We start from the raw sequence: 23,560 nt of genomic DNA on the forward strand, positions 1-23,560 counted from the left end.
TCTGTTTCGTTAACTTTTTAGAATTCGATATTCCCTGTGTCAACAGAAAGTAGGAATATTATATTCCTTGCGAGCAAGGCATCACTGGCGGCAGAGGGATTTTCTGGCCAGGATTATGGCTCCCGAAACCGCGTCGCCGTCGGCCGGCTTCAGCCGTCGGCGGACGTCGGGAGCGAGCCATGGCTCAAGCGGGCTGGACAACCCTCCGAGCAGCGTAACCCGCGGCGCGCCTTTTTCGAACAGCACCCGCACGAAGGTGTCGATCTGCTCGGCAGCGCCTTGCACGATCCGCCGACCGGCCGGATCGCCCTGATCGGCATGGCGGATCACCATCGGCGCCAGGGCGGCATAGTCAGTCGCACTGGCGCGGTCCATCCAGGCCACCGCCTCGAACGGATCGTCCTTGAAGCGCTGCATCACCTCGGCCAGCAGCGCCGTCCGCTCATGCCGACCGTCATGGGCTCGCAAGGCAAGCTGCACTGCCTTCAGTCCGAGATCGGCGCCGCTGCCCTCATCGGAAATCGGAAAACCGTAGCCGCCGACGCGCAGGTCGCGCCCTTCGACAAAGCCGAGCCCGATCGAACCGGTCCCGGCTATGACGATGGCGCCGTCTTGACCCGAATGCGCGCCAAGGCAAGCCGCGACGCCGTCGCTGACGAAGTCGATGCTCGCAAAGGGTTGTTCGATGCCATGAAACGCCTCGAGCGCACCCTTACGGCCGATGCCGGCAACACCGATACCCGCGCGGATCCTGGCGATTTCCGCCGCCGTGAACCCTCCCTCTTCGATCGCCGCGCCAAAGGCTTTGGCAATCGAGGCCCAGGCCACCTCTATACCGAGTCGCGTTGTCGCCGGGCCCGACAGGCCTTGCCCGAGCACGGTTCCTGCCTCGTCTTCGATACGCGCCCGGCAGCCGGTTCCGCCGCCATCGACGCCCAGGAAATAATGCGGAGACGCCCCACCGGCACTCATTGCCTTATTCGTTCGATCTGGGCACCGCACAGCCGGAGCTTGCGGTCCAACTGCTCGTACCCGCGGTCGAGATGATAGACGCGATTGATCGTCGTCTCGCCCTCCGACACCAGCGCTGCCAGCACCAGCGAGACGGAGGCGCGCAGGTCGGTCGCCATCACTTGCGCGCCCTTCAGCTTCTCGCCTCCGCGCACCAGCGCCATGGTGCCTTGCAGCTTGATATTGGCGCCGAGCCGCATCAGTTCAGGCACATGCATGAAGCGGTTCTCGAAGATCGTCTCGCGCAACAGCGAAGCGCCCTCGGCACAGCACATCAACGCCATGAACTGCGCCTGGAGATCGGTCGGAAAGCCCGGATATGGCTCCGTCGTCACGTCGACCGCCTTGAGCGGCCCGTCTCTCGACACGATCAGCCCGCGGTCGCCCGGCCATATTTTCACACCGGCTGCTTCGAGCAGCTGGACGATGGATGCCATGTGCTCGAGCCGCGCGTGGGTCAGCTCGAGCTGACCGCCGGTGATGGCCGCTGCGACGGCATAGGTGCCGGCCTCTATCCGGTCCGGGATGATGTCGTGCGTGGCGGCGCGCCAGTCTGTGCTGCCCCCGATCAGGATGCGGTGCGTGCCGGCGCCCTCGATCTGCGCGCCCATGTCGTTCAGGCAGGCGGCAAGATCGGCCACCTCCGGCTCGCGGGCCGCGTTGAGGATCTCGGTCTCGCCGTTTGCCGTCGTCGCCGCCATCATCGCCGTTTCGGTCGCGCCGACCGACGGCGAACTCAAAACGATGCGCGCGCCTTTCAGTCCGCCCGGCGCAGACGCGACGATCAGTCCGTTTTCGATCGCGATATCGGCGCCAAGTGCGGCAAGTGCGGCGACATGCATGTCGACCGGCCGTGCGCCGATCGCGCAGCCGCCAGGCAGCGAGACCCGGGCATGGCCGAAGCGGGCAAGCAGTGGACCGAGAACCAGCACCGTCGCGCGCATGCGCCTGACTGTATCGTAGCTTGTCTCCCTGGAAGCGGCGGCACTGGTATCGATTGTGGCGGCATGCGCCGATCTGGTGACTTCGGCCCCATGAAGGCCGACGACGCCAAGCATGTTATCGACATCCGTCACCTCAGGCAGGTTGGTCAGCTGCAGCGGATAGGGGCTGAGCAACGCCGCCGCTATTTGCGGCAAGGCCGCGTTCTTGGCGCCGGAGATCGTAACCGCGCCCTCAAGCCTGTGCCCGCCGACGATCCGCAATTTGTCCATGGCTCTGACCTAATCCCGAGCTGTCGGCGAGTCTACGATCTTTTCATGTCCGAATCGTCGACATGCCCGAAGGCTGGGCCGCAACTGCATCAGTCGAGATTTGATGGTTCATTCTTGGCTGTCAATCAGAGACGGAATAATTTATTCCTTGGCTTGGCGTTGCCTATGACAGGCAATGGGGGAACGCATGTCCGTCCTGAAGAAGATCGAGGCCAAGCTCGAAGTCATGGCGCCCGGCGACCGCGAGATCGGTCAGTATATCGTCGATAATCCCGACCAGATGCTCCGCCTGTCGACGGCGGCGCTTGCCGCCGAGATCGGCCGCAGCCAGTCGAGCGTCGTCAAGTTCAGCCAGAAGCTCGGCTATTCCAGCTATCAGGAGCTTAAGCTCGCCGTCAGCGAGGCCAAGTCGCAGGAATGGCACGTGCCGGCCGGCATGATCCACGGTTCGATCGAGGTCGGCGACAGCTATCTGGTCATCCTGCGCAAGCTGATCGGCAGCAAGCTCTTGTCGATGCAACAGACCGTCGCGGCCAACACCGAGCAGGAAATCGGCAAGGCCCTCGAAGCGTTGAACGGTGCGCGCCGCATTCATTTGGCCGGCGTCGGCGCATCCTCGCTGGTGGCGCGCGATTTTTCCTACAAGCTGATGAAACTCGGCCGCAACGTGCTGCACGACAGCGACAGCCATGTGCAAATGGCCAATGTCTCGACGCTTGGACGAGGTGACGTGCTGTTCGCGCTCTCCTATTCCGGGGCGAGCATCGAAACCCTGCGGATAGCTGAACTTGCCCGCAAACGTGGCACCACCGTGATCGCCGTCACCGGACTTCGCGACAATCCGCTGAGCCGGGTTGCCGACATTCGCCTCCACACGATCGCCGATGAAGAGCGCGCGCGCTCTTCATCGATAACTGCGCGTGATGCACAACTGACGCTGACCGACCTGCTGTTCATCCTGCTCGTGCAGAAGCAGCCTGACGCCAACGAATACGTCCACAACAGCGAATTGGCCGTCTCGGTGCTGAAGGCTTAGCGGTATTCGCGGCCTGGTGTTAAAGAGTCCCGTTTTTCGACGGAATCCCCGCGGCGTACGGACCTTCAGCGTGAGCACGATCGATACGTCGATACAGTCGCCAAGTGGACTGACTGGGCGTCGCCGAAATGCGGGCAGTCGACTGGAACGCCCAGCTTCAAACAAATATTGACAAGAGCATCTGTTGTTTAGAATATCGTACATTCAGCCTCGAATTTGGCGGGCCAGGTGAGACGATGGACGACATTGGAGCACAGGAACAAGCGGTTCTCGACCTCATTGCGGCGAATCCGTTCGCCGGCCAGCAGGATATTGCAACCGCGCTCGGCATTGCCCGCTCGACGGTTGCGGCCCACATCGTGCAACTCGTCAACAAGGGATACATTCTCGGCCGTGGTTACGTCTTGCCGACGTCAAAGCGCATGGTCTGCGTCGGCGGTGCGGTGCTCGACCGCAAATGCCACGCCAAGAAGGATCTGATTTTCGAGACGTCGAACCCGGTCGACGGCTATCGCAGCTTCGGCGGGGTTGCCCGCAACGTCGCCGAAAACCTTGCCCGCCTCGGCGTCGACATAAGCTTCGTCTCGATCGTCGGCGACGATGAAACCGGCCGCTCACTGGTGCGGCATCTGCGCGACCTCGGCGCCGATGTCAGCCAGGTCATCACCACCACGGAACGGCCGACGGCGGAATACGCGGCCATCCTCGACCGCAACAACGACCTCGTGCTCGGCATTGCCGACATGGAGATCTTCGATCTGTTTTCGTCGTCCTATCTCGACCGCTTCTGGCCGCATCTGGCTTCGGCGACATGGGTGTTCATCGACTGCAATCTGCCGGCCGCGACCCTCGCAGCACTGATGTCGCGCAAGCAGGGTGCGCGCTTCAAGCTCGCCGTCGACACGGTATCGGCGCCGAAATCAGCGCGCCTGCCGAAGGACCTGACCGGCATCGATCTTCTGTTCACCAATCATGACGAGGCCAATACGATGCTCGGCATGACGGATGCCGACAGGCGGCTGACGCCGGAGGAAGCAGCGGCAGCGCTGCGCGCGGCCGGCGCCGGCGAGGTGATCGTGACCGTGGGCGCGCATGGATTTGCCGTTGCGACTGAGAGCGGTGTGACGACCATGCACTCCGTCCCGGCCAAGCCCGTCGATATCACCGGCGCCGGTGACGCGATGATCGCCGGCACACTGTACAAGGTGCTTTCGGGTGAGCCGGTCGCTCATGCCGTGCGCACCGGCGCGCTGCTTGCCACACTGACCACCGAGAGCGAAGCCAGCGTCCATCCCGATCTGTCGCCGCGCTTCCTTGCCGCCGGCATGTACCGCATTCCTGCCTGAAAGCGAGATGATATGAAACCTTTCCTTGTCCACCTGAACGATGAAGTCGCTGCTGCGCTTGATGAAGGCCGCGCGGTGGTGGCATTGGAATCGACGATCATCACCCACGGCATGCCCTATCCGGCCAATCTGGAAACTGCCCGTGGTGTCGAGACCGTGGTGCGTGAAAACGGCGCCGTGCCCGCCACAATCGCAGTGGTCGCCGGCAAGATCAAGGTTGGCCTCGACGACCGTGAGCTGGAAGAGCTGGCAGCGGCAAAGGGCGTGGTCAAGGCTTCCGGGCGCGATCTCGCCGCCATCATGGTGCGCGGCGGCTCGGCCGGAACCACCGTCTCGGCGACGATGCGGATCGCCGCGTTAGCCGGGATCGGCATTTTTGCGACCGGCGGCGTGGGCGGCGTGCATCGCGGCGCCGAAGCCACTTTCGATATCTCCGCCGACCTGACCGAACTCGGCCAAACCGGCACGACCGTGGTCTGCGCCGGAGTTAAGTCGATCCTCGATATTGCGAAGACGCTGGAATATCTGGAAACTCAGCGCGTGCCGGTGATCGCCTATGGGAGCGATGATTTTCCGGCTTTCTACACCCGCTCCAGCGGGCTCAAGGCCGATCATCGCCTCGACACGCCCGACGAGATCGCGCGAGCCATGCTGCTGCATGACGAGATGGAATCCGGCACCGGCATTCTCGTCGCCAACCCTATTCCCGAAGCGGACGCGCTCGATCCGGCGTTCATCGACGGCACGATCGCAGCGGCCGTGGCTGAGGCCGAGAAGCGCGGCATCGGGCGCAAGGAACTGACGCCGTTTCTGCTCGCACGCATCAATGAGCTTTCGCAAGGCCGCAGCCTGAAGGCCAACATCGCGCTGGTCCGCAACAACGCCGCGCTTGCTGCCCGCATCGCGGTTGCGCATGCGGAATTGAAGGGCGCGACCAGATAGAGACAGCGCCCGGCCAGCGCTACGCACCTTCGATTTCAGCCCGGCGCGAGGTCGAAGATGCGCCCGGCATTGAGGATGTTGTTCGGGTCGAAGGCTGCTTTCAGGCGCCGCATGGCCGCGATCTCGGCGTCGCTGCGCACAAGGTGCAGCCATTCCTTCTTGTCCAGGCCGATGCCATGCTCGGCCGAGACGCCGCCGCCAGCCGCGGCCACGCGCCGGTAGACGATGTCGTATGCGGCCGCCGGATCCCCGGTGCGAACCTGATAATGCAGATTGCCATCGCCAAGATGGCCGAAGACGTAGACGTCGGCGCTGCGGTCGACGGCCTTGATGACGGCTTCTGTTTCGCCCAGGAAAGTCGCCATTCTCGCCAGTGGGATGCTGATATCGACGCCGATCAGGCCTGCCATCGAAAACAGGAAACGGTTGGCCTCCTCGCGCACCGCCCAGAGCGCCCGGAATTCGCGCGGCGATTGCGAGACGACCACGTCGTCGATCACGCCATCTTCAACCGCCTGCATCAGCACCGCGGCAAAACGTTCGCGGTCGCGGTCGGGCTCGCTGCCCTGTATCTCGGCAAGCACATAGACGGGCGAGCCGACCGGCAGCGGCGCCGGCGCCTCCATGCCGGCGATCATGGCGCCATAGAGCGGTGCGAAATTCACCTCATAGGCCGATAGCAAGGGCCCGAGCTTCCGCCTGAGCAGCGCAAGCAACGTGATCGCCGCGTCCAGCGAAGCAAGCGCGCAGAAGGCATTGATCTCGGTGGCCGGCTTCGGATGCAGCCGCAGGCATGCGCGCGTGACCACGCCGAGCGTGCCTTCGCTGCCGATGAACAATTGGCTGAGGTCGTAGCCGGAGTTGTCCTTCGCCAAACCCTTGAGCGAGGTCAGGATACTGCCGTCGGCAAGCACCGCTTCCAGCCCAAGCACCTGCGCCCGGTACATGCCGTAGCGCAGCACACGGATGCCGCCGGCATTGGTGGCGACATTGCCGCCGACGGTGGCCGTGCCGCGCGCTCCGATGTCGACGCCGAACAGCAAGCCGGCCGCATCGGCGGCTTCCTGCACCGCTTGCAGCGGCGCGCCGGCCTCGGCGATGATGGTCGCCGCCTCGCGGTCGATAGCCTCAACGGAAGTCATGCGCTCCAGCGACAGCACCGCTTCGCCGCGCTGGATGCGCGCCGCGCCCGCAAGACCGGTGCGGCCACCCTGGACGACGAGCCTTTGCCCGACCTCGTTGCACAGGCGCAGAATGTCCGACACCTCGCCGGTCGTGCGTGGACGCAAGACGATCGCCGGCGGCGCGCCGTCCTTGCCGTCGGGGTCTTCCCGGTAGCGTGGTCCGGCCTCCTCAGCCGAGACAATCGCTGACCTGTCCAGCCGCTTTTCCAGCCGCGACAGAAGCTCGGTAATTTTCTGCGACATGTGGCTCAAGGACATGAACGGCCCGGGCGCATCGACGCGGCCGGGAGAGGGAAGGGCGAGGGCTGTGAAAGCGGCCGTGGCTGATTTCTACTGTTCAGCAAATGTGCGGAAAACCCGCCAAGAATACAGCCGGTTGTCTTCGCCATGCGTCGCTCCTGTAACAGGTCGACCATAGGCGCGGCCGGCTATTTGTCAAACCTTTGACCGCAAGCGCTTACCTGCGGGCGGCCCAGTATTCTGGACCGAGGCAAACGCTCACTCACGCGTCCCAGGCGCCTCAGCCTCGGCGCAAATGAGCTTGATGTCGGCTCCCGCCGCCCAGGCGCCGATATCCTCCCGCCGCAGTGCCGCCGCCATCATGTCCGGAAACAGATCCGGGGTGCAGGCGAAGACCGGAATGCCAAGTGCCGCGAGCCGCGCTTCTCCCCGCCTCGACGCAGTATAGATAGCGGTTTGTGAAGAATTATTATAGCTCTGGCATGGTGAAGATTGGCATGCCTTGGCCCTGTTTTGATGGACCAGGACGTGCCTCAGACGCAAATAGTATCGACTGTTATTCGGCGGACAGAACGGGCTTTGGTAGCCGGCGGCCTTGGCGGAAGCTTCAGGCTCTGCCCTTCAGGAACTCGATCACCATTGCCGCGGTCCAGGTGAAGCGATTGCCGCCGAGCGGCTCGCCGTTGAGGGGATCGTAATATTCGGCAAAACCGCTCTCGGCGATCAGCTCGAGACTGGATTGCGTGATGCGTTGTGCGATTTGGCTGTGGCCGGCGACGGCAAGGCCGTCGGCGATCATGTAGTTGACCACCAGCCAGACCGGGCCGCGCCAGTAGCGCTTTGGGTCGAAGCGCCCATCCTCAGGATCGTGCGACGGGACGATGCAACGCGTTTTGCCGGCGATGCGCTCGATCGTTGCAGCGATGGTCGCTGCCCGGCTTTCCGGGATGGCCGAAAATACCGACAGAATGCCGCCGACCGACGCGCTGTCAACATGCTTTCCGGCCACTCGGTCGAAACAAATGTACTGGCCATGCGCGTCGCTCCACAGCCGTTCCATTGCCGAAAGCCCCTTTTCGGCACGGGCGCGATTGGCTTCTGCGACTTCGGTTTCGCCAAGTGCCTCGGCGAGATCGGCAAGGTCGGCGGCGGAACGGATCAGGATGGCGTTGAAGCCGGGATCGACGACCTGGAATGGCGAGGCATCGTGCAGCCGGGCATTGTCCCAGCCAAGCCCGCGGAAATGCTGCAACAGCCAGACATAGCGGTCATACTGTGCCTTGGTTGGACGATGCGCCGGATCGGCGTGCAGGATGTCGCGGCGGGTGTAGGGCTCGACGCCTTCGGTCGGCACGCGCTCGAACGCCTCGTCCCAGTCGATCGAGTTGTCGCGACCGGACTCCCATGGGTGGATTATGGCGACCAGCCCTTCGCCGTCCGGGTCGCGATTTTCGTAGAACCAGCGGTGCCAGGCATCGATTTTCGGCAACAGTGCGCGGGCGCGCTCGGCCGCCGGGGTCTTGTCCTTGGCCTGGTCGAACAAGCGGCGCACGGCAAAGCCGGCGACCGCCGGCTGGGTGATGCCGGAGGTGGCAGTCGGGCGATTGGTTCGCCAGACCTCCGGCCCGGGGAAATAGCCGTCGCTCCAGACATGGAAGACGATGTGCGGCACCATGCCGTCTGGCCATTGGTGGGCGAACAGCGTGTCGATCTCGGTCCAGGCGCGCGCCTCGTCATAGTGGGCAAGGCCGAGCGCGGTCAGGCAGGAATCCCAGTTCCACTGAAACGGGTAGAGGCCCTTGGTCGGTATGGTGTAGGTGCCTTGGTCATTTTCCCTGAGCACCTCGACGGCGCGGGCGATGGTTTCGTCGACAGCAAGAGATATCATCGGGCGTTCGTACTTTCAGAATCGAAGGGGATCAAAGGGCGTTGGTGGTTTCGGGATCGAACCAGCGGATGCGATCGGGTTTGGGCGAAAGCCGCAAGTGATCGCCGACGGCGACCGTGGCATTCGATTCGAGGATGGCGCGGAACAGGCCGCCCTCGACGCCGCAGGTGACCAGCGTGTGCGGTCCGAGCGGCTCGACAACGCGCACGGTGGCGTTAATACCTTCGTTGCCGGCGTCTACATCCTCGGGGCGAATGGCGAATTCTATCGTCTGCTTGTCCGATTTGGGGCCGGGCAGCGTCAGCCCGGCGACGGTCCAACTGCCGTCGGCCGTCTTCGTCGCCGGGATGAAATTCATCGGCGGGTTGCCGATGAAGGAGCCGACGAAGCGGGCCGCCGGATTGCGGTAGACCTCTACCGGCGAGGCGGCCTGGACGATACGGCCCTGATGCATGACGGCGATGCGGTCGGCAAGGCTCATCGCCTCGACCTGGTCGTGGGTAACGTAGATGGTGGTGGTCTTGGACGCCGCGAGCACACCTTTGAGCTCGGCGCGCATTTCGAGCCGCAGCAGCGCGTCCAGGTTGGACAGCGGCTCGTCCATCAAGATCACGTCAGGCTCCATCGCCAGGGCGCGGGCCACAGCCACGCGTTGGCGCTGACCGCCGGAAAGCTGGCCCGAATAGCGCTTCAAAAGCTGTTCGATATGCATTAGCTCGGCGGTGCGGTTGACGCGCCCGTCGACCTCCTGCTGCGGCAGCTTCTTCATGCGCAGGCCGAAGGCGATATTCTCGAATACCGTCAGGTGCGGAAACACGGCGTAATTCTGGAACACCATAGCGATGCCGCGTTCGCGCGGCGGCAGATGGTCGACGCGACGGCCGCCGATCCAGACCTCGCCCTGGCTTGGCGTTTCCAGCCCGGCGACGATCCTCAGCAGCGTGGTCTTGCCGCAACCCGAGGCGCCGAGCAGCACCATGAATTCCTGGTCGGCGATGGTCAGGTCGATCGAATGCAGCGCGGTGAAGCCGCCGAAACGTTTTGCCACCTGCTTGATGACGATCTCAGCCATCGGCGTTCTCTTTTGTGCGCGTCATCGATTGGCGATCCCCCACATGGCGAACAGATATTTGCGGACGGCAAAAATGAAGATCAGTGCCGGGATAACCAAGGCAGCACCGCCGGTGAATTTGAGGTAGAGCGGCGATTCGCCAAGGCTCTGCAGCAGGAAGGCGGTCAGCGTCCGGTTCTCGATGGTGAGCACGGCGGCGGCAAACACCTCGTTCCAGGAGATGGTGAAGGCAAACACCGCGGACGCCGCGATGCCCGGCAGCGCCAGCGGCAGAATGACTTTTCGGAATGCCTGCAATCTCGTGCAGCCGAGCGTCCAGGCCGCCTCCTCCAACTCGACGGGAATGCCGGAGAACAGCGAGAAGGTGATCAGCACCGCAAACGGCAGCGCCAGCGTGGTGTGGACCAGCGCCAGCCCGATCGCGGTGTCGTCGAGGCCGGTGCGGATGAACATCACCGCCAGCGGCAGCGCCAGCAGCGGCAGCGGGAAGGCGCGGGTCATCAGCACGAGGAAACGGAACGTTTCCTTGCCTGGGAAATCGAAGCGCGACAGTGCGTAGCCCGCGGGTGCGCCGAAGCCGATCGAGAGGAGCATCGTCAGCGTGGCGACGAGAACGGAGTTCCACAGCGCCTTGGCGACGCCGGCGAAATTGATGAAGAAAGAAAGGCTGCCGAAATCGAATGACGGGAAGAAGCGCTTGGGGAAGGCGGTCACCTCTTCCGGCGACGACAGCGCGTTGACGATCAGCAGATAGATCGGCAGCAGCACCCAGACGCAAAGCAGGATGACCGTTGCGACCAGCAGCCAGTTGCCGGCTTTGCGGGCCGCAGGCGCGGCGATCGAGATCTCCGCGACGGTGCTCATATCCGCGCCTCCTTCGGCACACGCAGCACACGCAGGAAGAACAGTGTGAAACCGATCGAGATGGCGAGGATGAACAGCGCCATGGCGGCGGCGACATTGTGGTCCTGCAGCGTGAACTGCCAATTGTAGGTCTCGCCCATCAGCACCGGCAGATTGGTGCCGCCGAGTGCTGCAACCACGGCAAAGACCTCAAAGGCAAGGATGACGCGCAGGATGATCGCCGTCTGCAGGCTTGGGCGCAGCAGAGGCAGCGTGATCTTGATGAAGCGCTTCCACGGGCTAGCGCCAAAAACCTCCGCCGCCTCGTAGTATTCCCGGGGGATCAGCCCCATGCCGGCGACCAGAATGACCATCATGATGGCGGTCGCGCGCCAGATCTCGGCCAGCGCCACGGCGATGAAGATCGTCAGCTTGCTCTGGTAGCCGAGGAACATGACCGGGCTGTCGATGACGCCGAGATTGGAGAGCAAGGTGTTCAGGAAGCCGGACTGGTCGAAGATGGCGAGCCAGATCAGCCCGGCGGCCAGATCGGAGATGCCGAGCGGAATGGCGAAGATATAAAGCGCGGCGCTGCGTCCCGTTTCGAGCCGCGACACCGCGGTTGCCATCAGCAGTGCCATGACCAACTGAATCGGCACGACGACGACGCTCAGCAGTAGCGTATTGCGGACAGTGACCGGAAACTTCCAGCTGCCCGCCATGGTGCGGAAATTGTCGAGCGTAAAGCCGCCGTCGCGGGTGAACGCCTCGAAGGCGACCAACACGAACGGGTAGAGGAAGAAGACGCAGAGGAACAGCGTCGCCGGTGTCAGCAGCAGATAGGGCAGGGCCTTGCTGTGCATGGAGCGCTCTCTATTCGAAGCTTCAAAAGGGGTGGGCGCCCGGCGCGCTGGAAATCCGGACGCCCGGGAGGATTCTTAATCGACCGGGCAGGCGCCTTGCGAGGGCTTGTCGGGCGCCCAGCACGGCGCCTTCGCCTGTTCGATGATCGCTTTCAGCGCCGTCGCCTGTTCGTCGAGCACGCCGTGCACATCTTCGCCGCCGAGCACGATGCGCTCGAAGCTGTCGGTGTAGATCTGATTGAACTTGCCGCCGAGGCCGCCAAGTCCCATCGGCAGCAGCGCCGGCAATGCATCGGGAGCTCCGGTCATGGTGGCGATCACTGGGCTGAAGGCCTTCACCGAGGCCGGCATGTCGTCGGGCAGCTTGACGTCGACGATGGGGAAGAAGTTTGTCGCCTTCAGCGTCGCGATCTGGGTTTCCGGTTTCAGCATATAGGCGACCAGCGCCTTGGCCTTGTCCATGTCGGGCGAGGTCTTCGGGATAGCGACGCCGGCCACCACCGGCATGTAGCCGCGGCCTGACGGGCCAGCCGGCGCCGGGAAGGCGACGAAGTCATCGGGTTTCTGGTTGAAGGCGTCGGCGAGGCGCGCCACGTGATCGAATGCCACCCAGACTTCGCCGGTCAGCAGCGGCTCCTGCATGAAGGCATAGTTGGTCGAATTCGGGTTGGTGTATTGCCACAATTCCTTGAACTTGTTCCACGCCGTTTCGGCCTCCGCCGAGCGGAACTTCGTCATCATCGAGCCGGTATACGATGGAAGGAGAAAACCCTCGAAGAAACGGTGCTTCAGCCCTTTCGGGCCGGCCGGAAAACCGAATTTGGGCGAACCGGTCTTTTCAGCGATGTTTTTCGCCCACTCGATCAGTTGGTCATAAGTGATGGTGTTGAGATCGGTGCCGGCCGGCAGATATTGCAGCGCCTGTTTGTTGGCCGCCATCAGAAAGGTGGCCTGCATCCATGGAAGGTACTTCTGCTCGCCGGTGCCGAGCATGCCGAGCTTCTTGTAGGTCTCGTTGACCTTGACGCCACCGAGATCGACGCCAGAGAGATCGACAAGGTTCGCGCCGACGGTGGAGAAGTCTCCGTGCAGGCCGCCGAGCACGCCTATGGTGCCGGCGCCGGCCTGCAGTTCGGCCTGAAGGCGGGTGAGCCAGGGCCCGTCCTCGGCGACCTGATAGTCGACCTGGCCGTCAAACCCCTTCAGCACTTCGCTGCGCATCTTCTGTGTCTCTTCCACTGGTCGCGCCTGTGTCGACCAGAACAACACCTGCTGGGCTTGTGCTGCGCCGGCAGCAAGCGACAACGCCAGCACCGCACCTGCCAATGTCCTCAACGCATTCATCGTCGTCTTCCTCCCTGGTTGTGCGCCGCTAAGGCGTCAGTTCCGTCCTGTGGGTGCCGGGCCATGGCTTGCCCGCAAGACAAGTGTCGGCCGGACCAGCCGCGTCAGTGGCGCGTCCGGCCTGTCGCCGATGACGGTCAGCAGCATCTCGCCGATCTCGCGCGCGCACTGGCGGATCGAGGCGTCGAAAGTGGTCAGCCCCGGCGGCGCATAGGCGGAGGCGGCTATGTTGTCGAAGCCGATCACCGAAAGGTCGCGAGGAATGGCAAGTCCGGCGCGCCCCGCCTCTTCCATCACAGTCAGCGCCAGCTCGTCGAACAGTGCGACAATCGCCGTCGGCCGCTCGGTGGCGTGCAGAAGCCGGTTGATTGCCTGGATGCGGGCACCGCGATCGAAACGCGGCGCCGTCGCCACATCGAGACTGACGGACGGATCGCCCCGGCGGGCGATCGCGGCGGCGAGCCCGTCCTGCCTGAGATGGCGAAATGTCATCGGCTCCGAAATCGTCACCAGGCCGAAATGGCGGTGTCCGAGATCGTAGAGCATGTCGAAGGCCTCGCCGAAAGCATGCGCGCCATCGGTATCGAGCCAATGGTAGGCAAAGTCGCCGTCGAGCAGCCGGCCATGCGCGACGAACGGGAAATTGCGCTGGCGCAGATAGGCAAGCCGCTCGTCGACCTCGGCGATGCGGGTGACGACGACCCCGTCGGCGCGGCCCGATTCGACGACATGGCGAAGCACGGAAAGTTCCGACTGGCCCTGCGCCGCTGCGGCCAGGATCAGGTCGGAGCCGTGCGAAACCAGCCCTTCGCCGAGCCCTGTGACGAATTCACCGAGGAAGGAGTCGACCAGATTGGGGCCGCGGATCGGAAGCACCATGCCGACAAAGCCGCTGCGGCCGGAGACCAGCGTGCGGGCTGCGGTGTTCGGCACATAGCCGGCCTGATGCGCAGCCTCGGCGACACGTTGGCGCGTTTTCAAGGCGATCTGCACGTGGCCGGCAAGGGCGCGCGAAACGGTGGTAATCGACAGGCCGAGCTGCGCAGCAAGTTCCTTGAGGGTGGTAACGCGGGCCGGCATCGTTTCTCCCGAACGAAGTTTGAAACGTTTGTAATGCGTCCAATCCAAATTGCAAACGTTTTAAATGCGCATGGTCGGTGTTGTTTCTTGCCCGTTGGTTAGCGCGGCCCGATTCGGCCCCGGCCGGCAAGCTCCTGGCCGGAGATTTAAACGCAGCGGTTGCTTGACTCGGGCGACGCCTTGTGAAAAATTTTGCAGCAACTGATAAAAATATCAAAGGGCGGAAATGGTTGGTTTTGGCAACGGCCTGCTGCGCGACGATGAGACCGGGATGGCCGCCCGTGCCGCCTGGCTTCACTATGCCGGCGGCCTGACCCAGTCGGAGGTCGCCAAGCGGCTCGGCCTGACCAGTCTCAAGGCGCATCGCCTGATCACCAAGGCCAATCAGGAAGGCCTGGTCAAAGTCTACATCGACGGCGAAGTCTCAGAATGCGTGGAGCTTGAGGATGAGTTGTCCGGCCGCTACGGCCTCGACTACTGCGAGGTGGTTCCGGACTTCGATGCCGAAGACCTGCCGCTCAAGGCGCTCGGCATTGCCGGCGCGCAGTTTCTCAAGCGCGAGATCGAACGCGGCGAAGAGGCGCTGATCGGCGTCGGCCACGGCCGCACTCTTGCCGCCTGCGTCGAATATCTGCCGCGCATATCGGCGGGCAGGATCCGTTTCGTTTCGCTGCTTGGCGGCCTGACGCGCAAGTTCTCCGCCAATCCGCATGACGTCATCCACCGTGTCGCCGAACGCACCGGCGCGGAGGCCTATGTGATGCCCGTACCGATGTTCGCCAACACGGTCGAGGATCGAACAGTATTGCTCGGGCAGAAAGGCGTCAGCGATGTCTTCGACCTCGCCAAGTCCGCCGACTTGCTCATCGCCGGCATCGGCACCGCTGAACGTGAGGCCTCGCTTGTCGCCACCGGCATGATCGAGAAGGGCGAGATGGAGGAGATCCGCCGCAACGGCGGTGTCGGCGAACTGCTCGGCCATTTCTTCGACGATGCCGGAAAGGCCGTTGCGACGACGCTTTCCGACCGGGCGCTGGCACTGGCGCGCGAAGACATCAGCAACCGCAGGATTGTCGCCGTCGCCGGCGGCAAGGTGAAGGTTCGCGCCATCAAGTCAGTGCTGGAGGGCCGTTATCTCAAAGGCTTGATAACCGACGAGCGGACGGCGCGATCGCTCGTGGAACAGACGCCGGTCGGGTAGCCGGCAACCATTTCGTTGAAACTACCCTGTGGAGGAGAAGAGAAATGCATGAGAAAGAGAAAGACCTCATCGACGCATTCCTGCGTGGACAAGTCGACCGCCGTGGGCTGATCAAGGGCCTCGGTGCAATGGGCCTTGCCGCCAGCACCGCCGGCACACTGCTCAATTTCGGGCAGACCCGCGCCCTGGCGGCAGATTTCGACTGGCAGGCGCATAAGGGCAAGACCATCAAGCTGCTGCTCAACAAGCATCCTTACGCCGATGCGATGATTGCCAACCTCGACAATTTCAAGAAGCTGACCGGCATGGAAGTCGTCTATGACGTGTTCCCCGAAGACGTCTATTTCGACAAGGTTACCGCCGCGCTGTCGGCCAGCTCGCCCGAATACGATGCCTTCATGACCGGCGCCTACATGACCTGGACCTACGGTCCGGCCGGCTGGATCACCGACCTCAACGAATGGATCAAGGATCCGGCCAAGACCAACCCGAAATATGCCTGGGACGACTTTCTGCCGGGCGTCAAGAACTCCTGCGCCTGGAACGGCCAGCCGGGCGGCGCGCTCGGTTCGGCGGACGCCAAGCAATGGTGCATTCCGTGGGGCTTCGAGCAGAACAACATCACCTACAACAAGGGCATGTTCGACAAGGTCGGCGTCAGCGTTCCCGGCAATATGGATGAGATGGTCGCTACGGCCGCGAAGCTCACCAAGGACGTCGGTGGCGGCGTCTACGGCATCGGCGTGCGCGGCTCGCGCTCCTGGGCGACGATCCACCCGGGATTCCTGTCGGCTTACGCCAATTTCGACCAGAAGGACCTGAACGTCTCGGCTGACGGCAAGCTGTCGGCCGCGATGAGCACCGCCGAATCCAAGGCTTTCCACAAGCAGTGGGTCCAGATGATCCAGGAGAGCGGCCCGAAGGACTGGTCGACCTACACCTGGTACCAGGTCGGCACCGATCTCGGTGCAGGTGCTTCGGCGATGATTTACGACGCCGACATCCTTGGCTACTTCATGAATGGCGGCGACAACAAGATGGCCGGCAAGCTCGCCTTTTCGGCATTCAAGGCCAATCCTGCCGCCAAGGCGCCGACGCCCAATATCTGGATCTGGTCGCTGTCGATGTCCAACTTCTCCAAGGACAAGGACGCCACCTGGTACTTCATGCAATGGGCATCCGGACCCGAGCATGCATTGTTCGGTGCGACCAAGATGGACTTCGTCAATCCGGTTCGTCAGTCGGTCTGGAACGACGAGATGTTCCGCGAGAAGCTGAACAAGAGCTATCCGGGTTATGTCGAGATGTTCGACGTCTCGGCGCCGGGCGCCAGCATCAAGTTCACCCCGCAGCCGCTGTTCTTCGATCTCACCACCGAATGGGCGGCGACGCTGCAGAAGATGGTGGCCAAGGAAGTGCCGGTCGACGAGGGCCTCGACAAGCTGGCCGAGAGCATCAACAGCCAGCTCAAGGAAGCCGGGCTCGGCTAAGCCGCGGCCAAGGCTGGCCCGTCCGCGGGCCAGCCTTTGAGATGTGATACGTTTGCGACGCGGTCCCGAAAGGTGCCGCCTGCTCGCCCGACCGGCCGCCTTGCTCCCTTGGGCGGCCGGGACGGCGAAGCAACAGGATGACGGAGCAGCCGATGACTGCGGCGACAATACAAAGAAACAGGCCGTCGGGCTTCAGGATCAGCAAGCGGGTGCTGCCCTATCTCCTCAGCCTGCCGGCTCTGCTGGTCTGCATCGGCATCCTGATCCCGTTCCTGACGTCGGTGGTCTATTCGTTCCAGCGCTACCGGTTGAGCCAACCCTGGGCGCGGCAGTTCAACTGGGGCGACAACTATATCTCCTTCTTCACCGACCCGAAGTTCTGGAACACCCTGGAGATCTCGCTGCTCTACGCCGGCATCACCGTTGTGCTTGAACTGCTTCTCGGTCTCGGCATCGCCATGCTGCTGCAAAAGCGCTCGACGCTGAACAACTTCATCTCGATCATGCTGCTGATGCCGCTGATGACGGCGCCGGCGCTCGCCGCGCTGATGTGGAAGCTGATGACCAATCCCGGTTTCGGCGTGCTCAGCTATCTCGCCAGCCTGATCGGGTTGCAGGATTTCCGCTGGGCCTCGTCTCCGTCGACGGCGCTGCTCACCGTCGTGCTCGTCGACATTTGGGTCTACACCCCCTTCATCATGATCCTGCTGCTTGCAGGCCTGCGCAGCCTGCCAACGCAGCCCTTCGAGGCGGCAGCACTCGACGGCGTGCCACGCAGCTTCGTCTTCTTCCGCATCACACTGCCGATGCTGACCCCCTACATCCTGACGGCGACCCTGTTCCGCCTGCTTGATTCCATCCAGCAGTTCGACATCATCTACGCCATGACGCAGGGCGGTCCGGGCGACACGCTGACCGTGTTCCAGGTCGAGGCCTATCTCAATTTCTTCCAGTCGACCAATGTCGGCCGCTCGGCGGCACTGATGATCATCCTGTGGGCGATCACCTATTTCCTCTCGAACATTTTCATCAAGAACTGGCTGCGGCTGCGCGAACGCGCCCGCGGCCAGGCATAGGAGGCTGGCGTGGAACACACCTCGCTTCTCGAACGCATCCTGCGCGGCATTGCCCTGGCGCTGGTCGTGATCTTCTTCATGTTCCCGATCGTCTGGATCCTGATGATGTCGTTCCAGACCAACGAGACAATCCTGCGGATTCCGCCGCAGCTTGTCTTCGAGCCGACGCTCGCCAACTACACTGCCTTGATCACCGGCAAGCTGATGACGGCGGCCGGCACGCTCGACATCGCCTTCATGCGCAACCTCTGGAATTCCGTCTTCCTGTCGGTCACCTCGGTTGCCGTCGCGTTGCTGCTCGGCGTTCCGGCGGCCTACGCCTTTGCGCGGCACAAATTCCGCGGCTCGGAGGACATTGCCTTTACGCTGCTGTCGTTCCGGTTCGCGCCGGCGCTGCTGGTGCTCCTGCCGCTCACCCTCTATTTCCAGAAGCTCGGGCTGGCCAACACCTATATCGGGCTGATCTGGGTCTATCAGCTGATCTGCCTGCCGTTGATCCTGTGGATCGTGCGCGGCTATTTCGAGGACATTCCCGCCGACATCGAATACGCCTACCGCATTGCCGGACATTCCTGGTTTGCCACCTTCCGCAAGATCGCGCTGCCGCTCGCCGGCCCAGGCATCGCCGCTGCCGGTCTGCTCGCCTTCATCTTTGCCTGGAACAATTTCGTTTTTGCGCTGGTGCTCGCCTCGGCCGACAAGCAGCCGGTGACGGTCGGCGCGCTCGCCTTCATCACCTCCTCGGGCATCCAGTATGGCCAGATCTCGGCGGCGATCGTGCTGTCGATCACGCCAACGCTGGCGCTCGCGCTCTATGCGCAACGCTATCTCGTCGAAGGCCTGTCGCTTGGCGCGGTGAAAGGATAGTCCGATGGCAAGCCTCGAACTGCGAAACATCGTCAAGCGCTATAAAAGCCAGACTGTTCTCGACAATCTGTCGCTGACCGTCGCCGACGGCGAAACGCTGGTCCTGTTCGGGCCGTCCGGCGCCGGCAAGACCGTTCTGCTGCGGCTGGTGGCCGGCGTCATCGACCCCGACGAGGGAAAGATACTCATCGGCGGCGAGGACATGACCGATCTCGACGCCGAGTTCCGCGGCGTCGGCATGGCATTTCAGAACTTCGCGCTGTTCCCGCATATGACGGCGTTCGATAACATTGCGACGCCGCTGCAGGCGAAGCACTCATCGCAAGGCACGATAAAGACCGGCGTCGAGAGCGTCGCCAAGCTGTTGAAAATCGGCCATGTGCTCAGCCACAAGCCGCGGGCGCTGTCCAATGGCCAGAAGCAACGCACCGCGCTTGCCCGCGCCCTGGTCGGCTCGCCGCCGGTGCTGCTGCTCGATGATCCCTTGCGCAACGTCGATGCCAAATTGCGCTTCGAAATGCGGCTGGAACTGCCAAGACTGCTGGCGGATCGTGGCGCGACCGTCATCTACGTCACCCAGGACTACAAGGAAGCGATGGCGCTCGGCGACCGCATCGCGGTGATGTCGCAGGGCGTCGTCAAACAGCTCGGCACGCCCGAGCAGATCTATCGCGAGCCGGCCAATGTCGAGATTGCCCGGCTGTTCGGCGACCCGACCATCAACCTTCTGGACGTCAAGCCGGCGCGGGACGCCAAGGGCATCTATGTCGGCCTGTCCAACGTCCAGGTCCATCTTGCCGGCGCTCATGAGACGGCGGTCGGCCGCGACTGCGTGATCGGTTTGCGGCCGGAGGCGCTGGCGTTTGTCGATGAACGCACGCTCGGCGCCATCCCGGTGACGGTCGAGGCTGAGACGCCGCTCAACGAGAAGATCGTCACGCTGGTGCGCACCGTGCGCGGCCGTGAAATCCTGGTTTCGCGTCCTTCCGGGACACCGGGCCAATCCGAGGGCAAGGTCTACATTGCCGTCGACAGTAAAAGCGCCCTTTTGTTCGATCGCACAAGCGGCGAGCGCATCGGCTCGAAAAACGTCGTCAATTTGCGCAGCGGAGAAGCGGCATGAGCCCGACCGCAATCACCATTTCGGGCGTCGACAAGTTCTACGGTCCGATTGACCGTGGCGTACACGCCGTCAAGAACCTGACGATGGAAATCGTCAAGGGCGAGATCGTGGCGCTGCTCGGCTCCTCCGGCTGCGGCAAGACCTCGACATTGCGCATGATCGCAGGCTTCGAAGAGGTCTCGCGCGGCGCTATCGCGGTTGCCGGCCGCAAAGTGCACATGCTGCCGCCGGTCAGGCGCAACGTCGCAATGGCCTTCGAGGGCTATTCGCTCTACCCGCCGCTGACCGTGCGCGAGAACATGGCCTTCGCCCTCAAGGCCGCCAGGCTGGCGAAGAGTGCAGTCGATGCAAAGGTTGCCAACATCGCCAAGCTGCTCGAGATCGAGGACATTCTCGAGCGCTATCCGAGCTCGATCTCCGGCGGCCAGCAGCAGCGCGCCAGCCTTGGCCGGGCGCTGATCCGCGAGGCCGACCTGCATCTGCTGGACGAGCCGATGGGCCAGCTCGAGCCGCAGCTTCGCGCCGTGCTGCGCGGCCGCATCAAGCATTTCATCAAGGAGCGCGGCCTGACCGCGATCCTGGTCACCCACGACCAGACCGAGGCCAACGCGCTTGCCGACCGCATTGCCGTCATGGAGGGCGGCGTGCTGCAGCAGTTCGATACGCCTGACAGGCTCAAGGAGCGGCCGGCAAACCTGTTCACCGGCACCTTCGTTGGCGAGCCGCCGATGAATGTCTTCGAGGCCTATGTCGGCACGGCCGCCGGCAAGATCAGTCTCAAGCTGCCCGACGGGCTTTCGCTCGACTACGACAAGGATGCGTTCAGCGGCCCGGTTCGCGACGAATTGCTCAACCGGCAGCGCGTCGTCATCGGCGTCAGGCCCTATGCGGTCCGCCGCTCGAAGGATGGTGTGCCGGCGACGGTTTCGGCCAATCAATGGCTCGGCGACCAGACCCATATCGCCGCCGATTTCGCCGGCGGTTCGCTGGTCCTGGTCGAACATGACCGAACCCGCTTGGAGCTTGGCGCGCCGATCAAGATCAGCATCGATCCGAAAAACCTTCACGTCTTCGATCAGGCGAGCGGCAATGCCATTTCGCACGGCACGGAGCTGGCTTGATGCAGGATGTGCTGATCGGCATCGACGCCGGCACGTCTGTCATAAAATCCGTCGCCTTTGACACGGCGGGCAGGCAGATCGCGTCCGCCGCGCTGCCCAATAAATACGAGACACTGCCGGGCGGCGGCGCCGAGCAGGACCTGACACGCACCTGGGCCGATACCGCGACGACCTTGTGCGAGCTTGCCGACAAGGTGCCGGATCTCGCCAGCCGGACCATTGCCATCGCCGTGACCGGGCAGGGCGACGGTACCTGGCTGATCGACAAGGATGGCGAGCCGGTTGCCAAGGGCTGGCTGTGGCTCGACGCGCGCGCTGCCGCGGTCGTCGAGGAGATCCGCGCGCGGCCGGAGGACCGGCTGCGCTTCGAAAAGACCGGCAGCGGGCTCGCTGCCTGCCAGCAGGGATCGCAGTTCGTGTTCATGAAGCGCCACATGCCCGCGATGCTTGCCAATGCAGCGACGGCGTTCCACTGCAAGGACTGGCTCTATTTCAAGCTGACCGGCCACCGCGCCACCGACCCGTCCGAGGGCACCTTCACCTTCGGCGACTTCCGCACGCGCGGCTATTGCGATGATGTGCTCGAGGTACTCGGCGTCACCGATCTCCGGCATCTGTTGCCGCCCATCGTCGATGGCACCAGGCAAAGCACCTCGCTGTCGGCGGCAGCAGCCGATGCGACCGGCCTGCTCGCCGGCACACCGGTCGTTCTGGCCTATGTCGATGTCGCCTGCACGGCGCTCGGCGCCGGCCTGTTCGATCGCGAACGCAAGCCGGGATGCTCGATCATCGGCTCCACCGGAATGCATATGCGGCTTGCCGAAACGCCGGACCAGGTTCTGCTCAACGAGGCTGCAACCGGCTACACGATGACGATGCCGGCACCCGGCGTCTTTGCGCAGATGCAGTCGAACATGGCGGCAACGCTCAATATCGACTGGGTCCTTGGCCTCGCCTCCGGCATTCTCGCCTCGCAAGGTATTACGCGGACCAATGGCGAGATGATCGCGCTGGTCGACCAGTGGATATCGTCGTCCGAGCCAGGCGCGCTGCTCTACCAGCCCTATGTCTCGGAGGCCGGCGAGCGCGGGCCGTTCGTCGATGCCAATGCCAGGGCCGGCTTCATCGGCATTTCGTCCAGGCACGGCTATGCCGACATAGTCCGCGCGGTGTTCGAGGGGCTGGCTTTCGCGGCGCGCGATTGCTACGCCGCCATGGGGCCCCTGCCCAAGGAAATCCGCCTGACCGGCGGAGCGGCCAGGAGCCCGGCTCTGCGCAAGATCCTGGGTGCTGCGGTCGGCGCCGACATTCGCACCAGCGAGCGCGAGGAGGCCGGTGCTGCGGGCGCCGCAATGATTGCTGCGGTCTGCGTCGGCCAATACGCATCGATGGACGATTGCGTCAGCGAATGGGTCACGCCTTTGCTCCGTACGGCCGAACCCAGCGATCGGAAACTTGCCGCTGCCTATGAGGCGATGGCTCCGTCCTACACATTGGCGCATGAGGCGCTGCGGCCGGTCTGGCGCTCGATGGCCGCGTCCAGGCAAACCGACGTGAATTGAGAAGAGCATGCCCAAGAAAATTGCGATCATCGGCGACCGCTTCATGCTTCCGGAAGTGTTTCGCGAGAAAATCGAGGCGGCCTGCGGCGACAATCTCGACATCCGCAGCATTGAGACCGCTTGGCCCGACGAGCCGATGCAATTCGGCAATGCCGCGCTTGGTCTGGACAAGGTCAAGGAGTATTTCGGCGATCCCGACGAGGTGGTGGATTTCATCGGCGACGCCGAAATCTTCGTCACCCAGCTTGCGCCGCTCTCCGAAAGCATGATGCAGCGCCTGCCCACGCTCAAGCTGGTTGCGGTCTCGCGCGGCGGACCGATCAACATCGACATGGCCGCCGCCAAGGCCCACGGCATCACCGTGGTCAATGTGCCCGGCCGCAACGCCAGCGCCGTGGCCGAGTTCACCATCGGCGCCATTCTCGCTGAAACGCGGCTGATCCGCGTCGGTCACGAAGCCTTGCGCAAGGGCGAATGGCGCGGCGATCTCTACCGCGCCGATCGCACCGGCCGCGAGCTCAACGAAATGACCGTCGGCGTCATCGGCTACGGCAATATCGGCACCAGGCTGGTTCGCCTGCTGCGCGCCTTCGGCTGCCGCATCTTGGTTTGCGATCCCTATGTGCAATTGAGCGCCGAGGACCGCAATGCCGGCGTCGAACTGGTTGCGCTGGACGATCTGCTGTCGCGCTCCGATGTGGTCACGCTGCATTCCCGGGTCACCGAGGAGACGCGCGGCCTGATCGGCAAGAACGCCATCGCCCGGATGAAACCCGGCGTAATCTTCGTCAATACCGCGCGCGGACCGCTGGTCGACTACGATGCGCTCTACGATGCGCTCGTCTCGGGGCAGATCGGCAGCGCTATGCTGGAGACGTTCGCCATCGAGCCGGTGCCTGCCGACTGGCCGCTGTTGCAACTGCCGAACGTGACGCTGACGCCGCATATCGCCGGCGCGTCGGTACGCACCGTGACCTACGCGGCCGAGCAGGCGGCCGAGGAAGTGCGCCGCTACATCGCCGGGCTGCCTCCGGTCAATCCATGCTGACGACAGGGC

Annotated in this window: 20 protein-coding genes; 11 read left to right on the plus strand and 9 right to left on the minus strand. The window is 63.5% G+C overall.

Annotation, left to right across the window (positions count from 1 at the left end; genetic code table 11):
- Positions 1 to 81: 81 nt before the first annotated feature.
- Both NKI41_RS01215 and murA read right to left on the minus strand, forming a co-directional pair.
- On the minus strand, positions 82 to 972 hold the full coding sequence (locus NKI41_RS01215; protein ID WP_352542245.1) for a glucosamine kinase nucleotide-binding domain-containing protein: 891 nt from the start codon (positions 970 to 972) through the stop codon (positions 82 to 84).
- The gene (gene murA / locus NKI41_RS01220) at positions 969 to 2,225 is read right to left on the minus strand and encodes a UDP-N-acetylglucosamine 1-carboxyvinyltransferase (RefSeq protein WP_352542244.1); all 1,257 of its coding nucleotides are present in this window, start codon (positions 2,223 to 2,225) and stop codon (positions 969 to 971) included. The genes NKI41_RS01215 and murA overlap by 4 nt, the downstream gene beginning before the upstream one ends.
- Before the next feature lie 187 nt (positions 2,226 to 2,412).
- Between murA and NKI41_RS01225 the strand changes: the two genes are divergently transcribed.
- From NKI41_RS01225 to NKI41_RS01235, 3 genes are all read left to right on the plus strand, one after another.
- Positions 2,413 to 3,261, plus strand: a complete 849-nt coding sequence (locus NKI41_RS01225) for a MurR/RpiR family transcriptional regulator (protein ID WP_352472245.1) — start codon at positions 2,413 to 2,415, stop codon at positions 3,259 to 3,261.
- Positions 3,262 to 3,497: 236 nt separating this feature from the next.
- A complete protein-coding gene (locus NKI41_RS01230) occupies positions 3,498 to 4,607 on the plus strand; it encodes a carbohydrate kinase (protein WP_352680983.1) in 1,110 nt (369 codons plus the stop codon).
- 12 nt (positions 4,608 to 4,619) lie between these two features.
- The gene (locus NKI41_RS01235) at positions 4,620 to 5,549 is read left to right on the plus strand and encodes a pseudouridine-5'-phosphate glycosidase (protein WP_352502990.1); all 930 of its coding nucleotides are present in this window, start codon (positions 4,620 to 4,622) and stop codon (positions 5,547 to 5,549) included.
- 35 nt (positions 5,550 to 5,584) lie between these two features.
- Here the strand turns inward: NKI41_RS01235 and NKI41_RS01240 are convergent, their stop codons facing one another.
- The 7 genes from NKI41_RS01240 to NKI41_RS01270 all read right to left on the minus strand — a co-directional run bounded on the left by NKI41_RS01240 (position 5,585) and on the right by NKI41_RS01270 (position 14,063).
- The gene (locus tag NKI41_RS01240; protein ID WP_352680985.1) at positions 5,585 to 6,976 is read right to left on the minus strand and encodes an FAD-binding oxidoreductase; all 1,392 of its coding nucleotides are present in this window, start codon (positions 6,974 to 6,976) and stop codon (positions 5,585 to 5,587) included.
- Positions 6,977 to 7,580: 604 nt separating this feature from the next.
- On the minus strand, positions 7,581 to 8,861 hold the full coding sequence (locus NKI41_RS01245; RefSeq protein WP_352680987.1) for an amylo-alpha-1,6-glucosidase: 1,281 nt from the start codon (positions 8,859 to 8,861) through the stop codon (positions 7,581 to 7,583).
- A gap of 31 nt (positions 8,862 to 8,892) precedes the next feature.
- Positions 8,893 to 9,933 carry an ABC transporter ATP-binding protein gene (locus NKI41_RS01250; RefSeq protein ID WP_352542239.1) on the minus strand — a complete coding sequence of 347 codons (1,041 nt, stop codon included), beginning with the start codon at positions 9,931 to 9,933 and terminating at the stop codon, positions 8,893 to 8,895.
- Positions 9,934 to 9,954: 21 nt separating this feature from the next.
- On the minus strand, positions 9,955 to 10,797 hold the full coding sequence (locus NKI41_RS01255) for a carbohydrate ABC transporter permease (RefSeq protein ID WP_352680989.1): 843 nt from the start codon (positions 10,795 to 10,797) through the stop codon (positions 9,955 to 9,957).
- On the minus strand, positions 10,794 to 11,639 hold the full coding sequence (locus tag NKI41_RS01260; protein WP_352472253.1) for a carbohydrate ABC transporter permease: 846 nt from the start codon (positions 11,637 to 11,639) through the stop codon (positions 10,794 to 10,796). Before NKI41_RS01260 ends, NKI41_RS01255 begins: the two co-directional genes overlap by 4 nt.
- Positions 11,640 to 11,714: 75 nt before the next feature.
- Positions 11,715 to 12,983 (minus strand): ABC transporter substrate-binding protein, encoded by a 1,269-nt coding sequence (locus tag NKI41_RS01265; protein ID WP_352680991.1) that lies wholly within the window; start codon positions 12,981 to 12,983, stop codon positions 11,715 to 11,717.
- Between the two features lie 36 nt (positions 12,984 to 13,019).
- Positions 13,020 to 14,063: a substrate-binding domain-containing protein gene (locus NKI41_RS01270; RefSeq protein WP_352612238.1), complete on the minus strand. Its 1,044-nt coding sequence runs from the start codon at positions 14,061 to 14,063 to the stop codon at positions 13,020 to 13,022.
- A gap of 226 nt (positions 14,064 to 14,289) precedes the next feature.
- On the opposite strand from NKI41_RS01270, the gene NKI41_RS01275 reads away from it, so the two are divergent.
- From NKI41_RS01275 to NKI41_RS01310, 8 genes are all read left to right on the plus strand, one after another.
- Positions 14,290 to 15,264, plus strand: a complete 975-nt coding sequence (locus tag NKI41_RS01275; protein WP_023676028.1) for a sugar-binding transcriptional regulator — start codon at positions 14,290 to 14,292, stop codon at positions 15,262 to 15,264.
- Positions 15,265 to 15,308: 44 nt separating this feature from the next.
- Positions 15,309 to 16,754 (plus strand): ABC transporter substrate-binding protein, encoded by a 1,446-nt coding sequence (locus tag NKI41_RS01280; RefSeq protein ID WP_352455241.1) that lies wholly within the window; start codon positions 15,309 to 15,311, stop codon positions 16,752 to 16,754.
- A gap of 152 nt (positions 16,755 to 16,906) precedes the next feature.
- Positions 16,907 to 17,830: a carbohydrate ABC transporter permease gene (locus NKI41_RS01285; protein ID WP_352452414.1), complete on the plus strand. Its 924-nt coding sequence runs from the start codon at positions 16,907 to 16,909 to the stop codon at positions 17,828 to 17,830.
- 9 nt (positions 17,831 to 17,839) lie between these two features.
- The gene (locus NKI41_RS01290) at positions 17,840 to 18,697 is read left to right on the plus strand and encodes a carbohydrate ABC transporter permease (RefSeq protein WP_023676025.1); all 858 of its coding nucleotides are present in this window, start codon (positions 17,840 to 17,842) and stop codon (positions 18,695 to 18,697) included.
- Positions 18,698 to 18,701: 4 nt separating this feature from the next.
- Positions 18,702 to 19,820, plus strand: coding sequence for an ABC transporter ATP-binding protein (locus NKI41_RS01295; RefSeq protein WP_352680993.1), 1,119 nt, complete (start codon positions 18,702 to 18,704; stop codon positions 19,818 to 19,820).
- Complete coding sequence (locus NKI41_RS01300) at positions 19,817 to 20,941, plus strand: ABC transporter ATP-binding protein (RefSeq protein ID WP_352680995.1); 1,125 nt, start codon at positions 19,817 to 19,819, stop codon at positions 20,939 to 20,941. Before NKI41_RS01295 ends, NKI41_RS01300 begins: the two co-directional genes overlap by 4 nt.
- Positions 20,941 to 22,503, plus strand: a complete 1,563-nt coding sequence (locus tag NKI41_RS01305; RefSeq protein ID WP_352472265.1) for an FGGY-family carbohydrate kinase — start codon at positions 20,941 to 20,943, stop codon at positions 22,501 to 22,503. Before NKI41_RS01300 ends, NKI41_RS01305 begins: the two co-directional genes overlap by 1 nt.
- Positions 22,504 to 22,510: 7 nt before the next feature.
- Positions 22,511 to 23,551, plus strand: coding sequence for a 2-hydroxyacid dehydrogenase (locus NKI41_RS01310; RefSeq protein WP_352612246.1), 1,041 nt, complete (start codon positions 22,511 to 22,513; stop codon positions 23,549 to 23,551).
- Positions 23,552 to 23,560: the final 9 nt, after the last annotated feature.

Source organism: Mesorhizobium sp. M0601 (assembly GCF_040320845.1).
GTDB lineage: Bacteria > Pseudomonadota > Alphaproteobacteria > Rhizobiales > Rhizobiaceae > Mesorhizobium.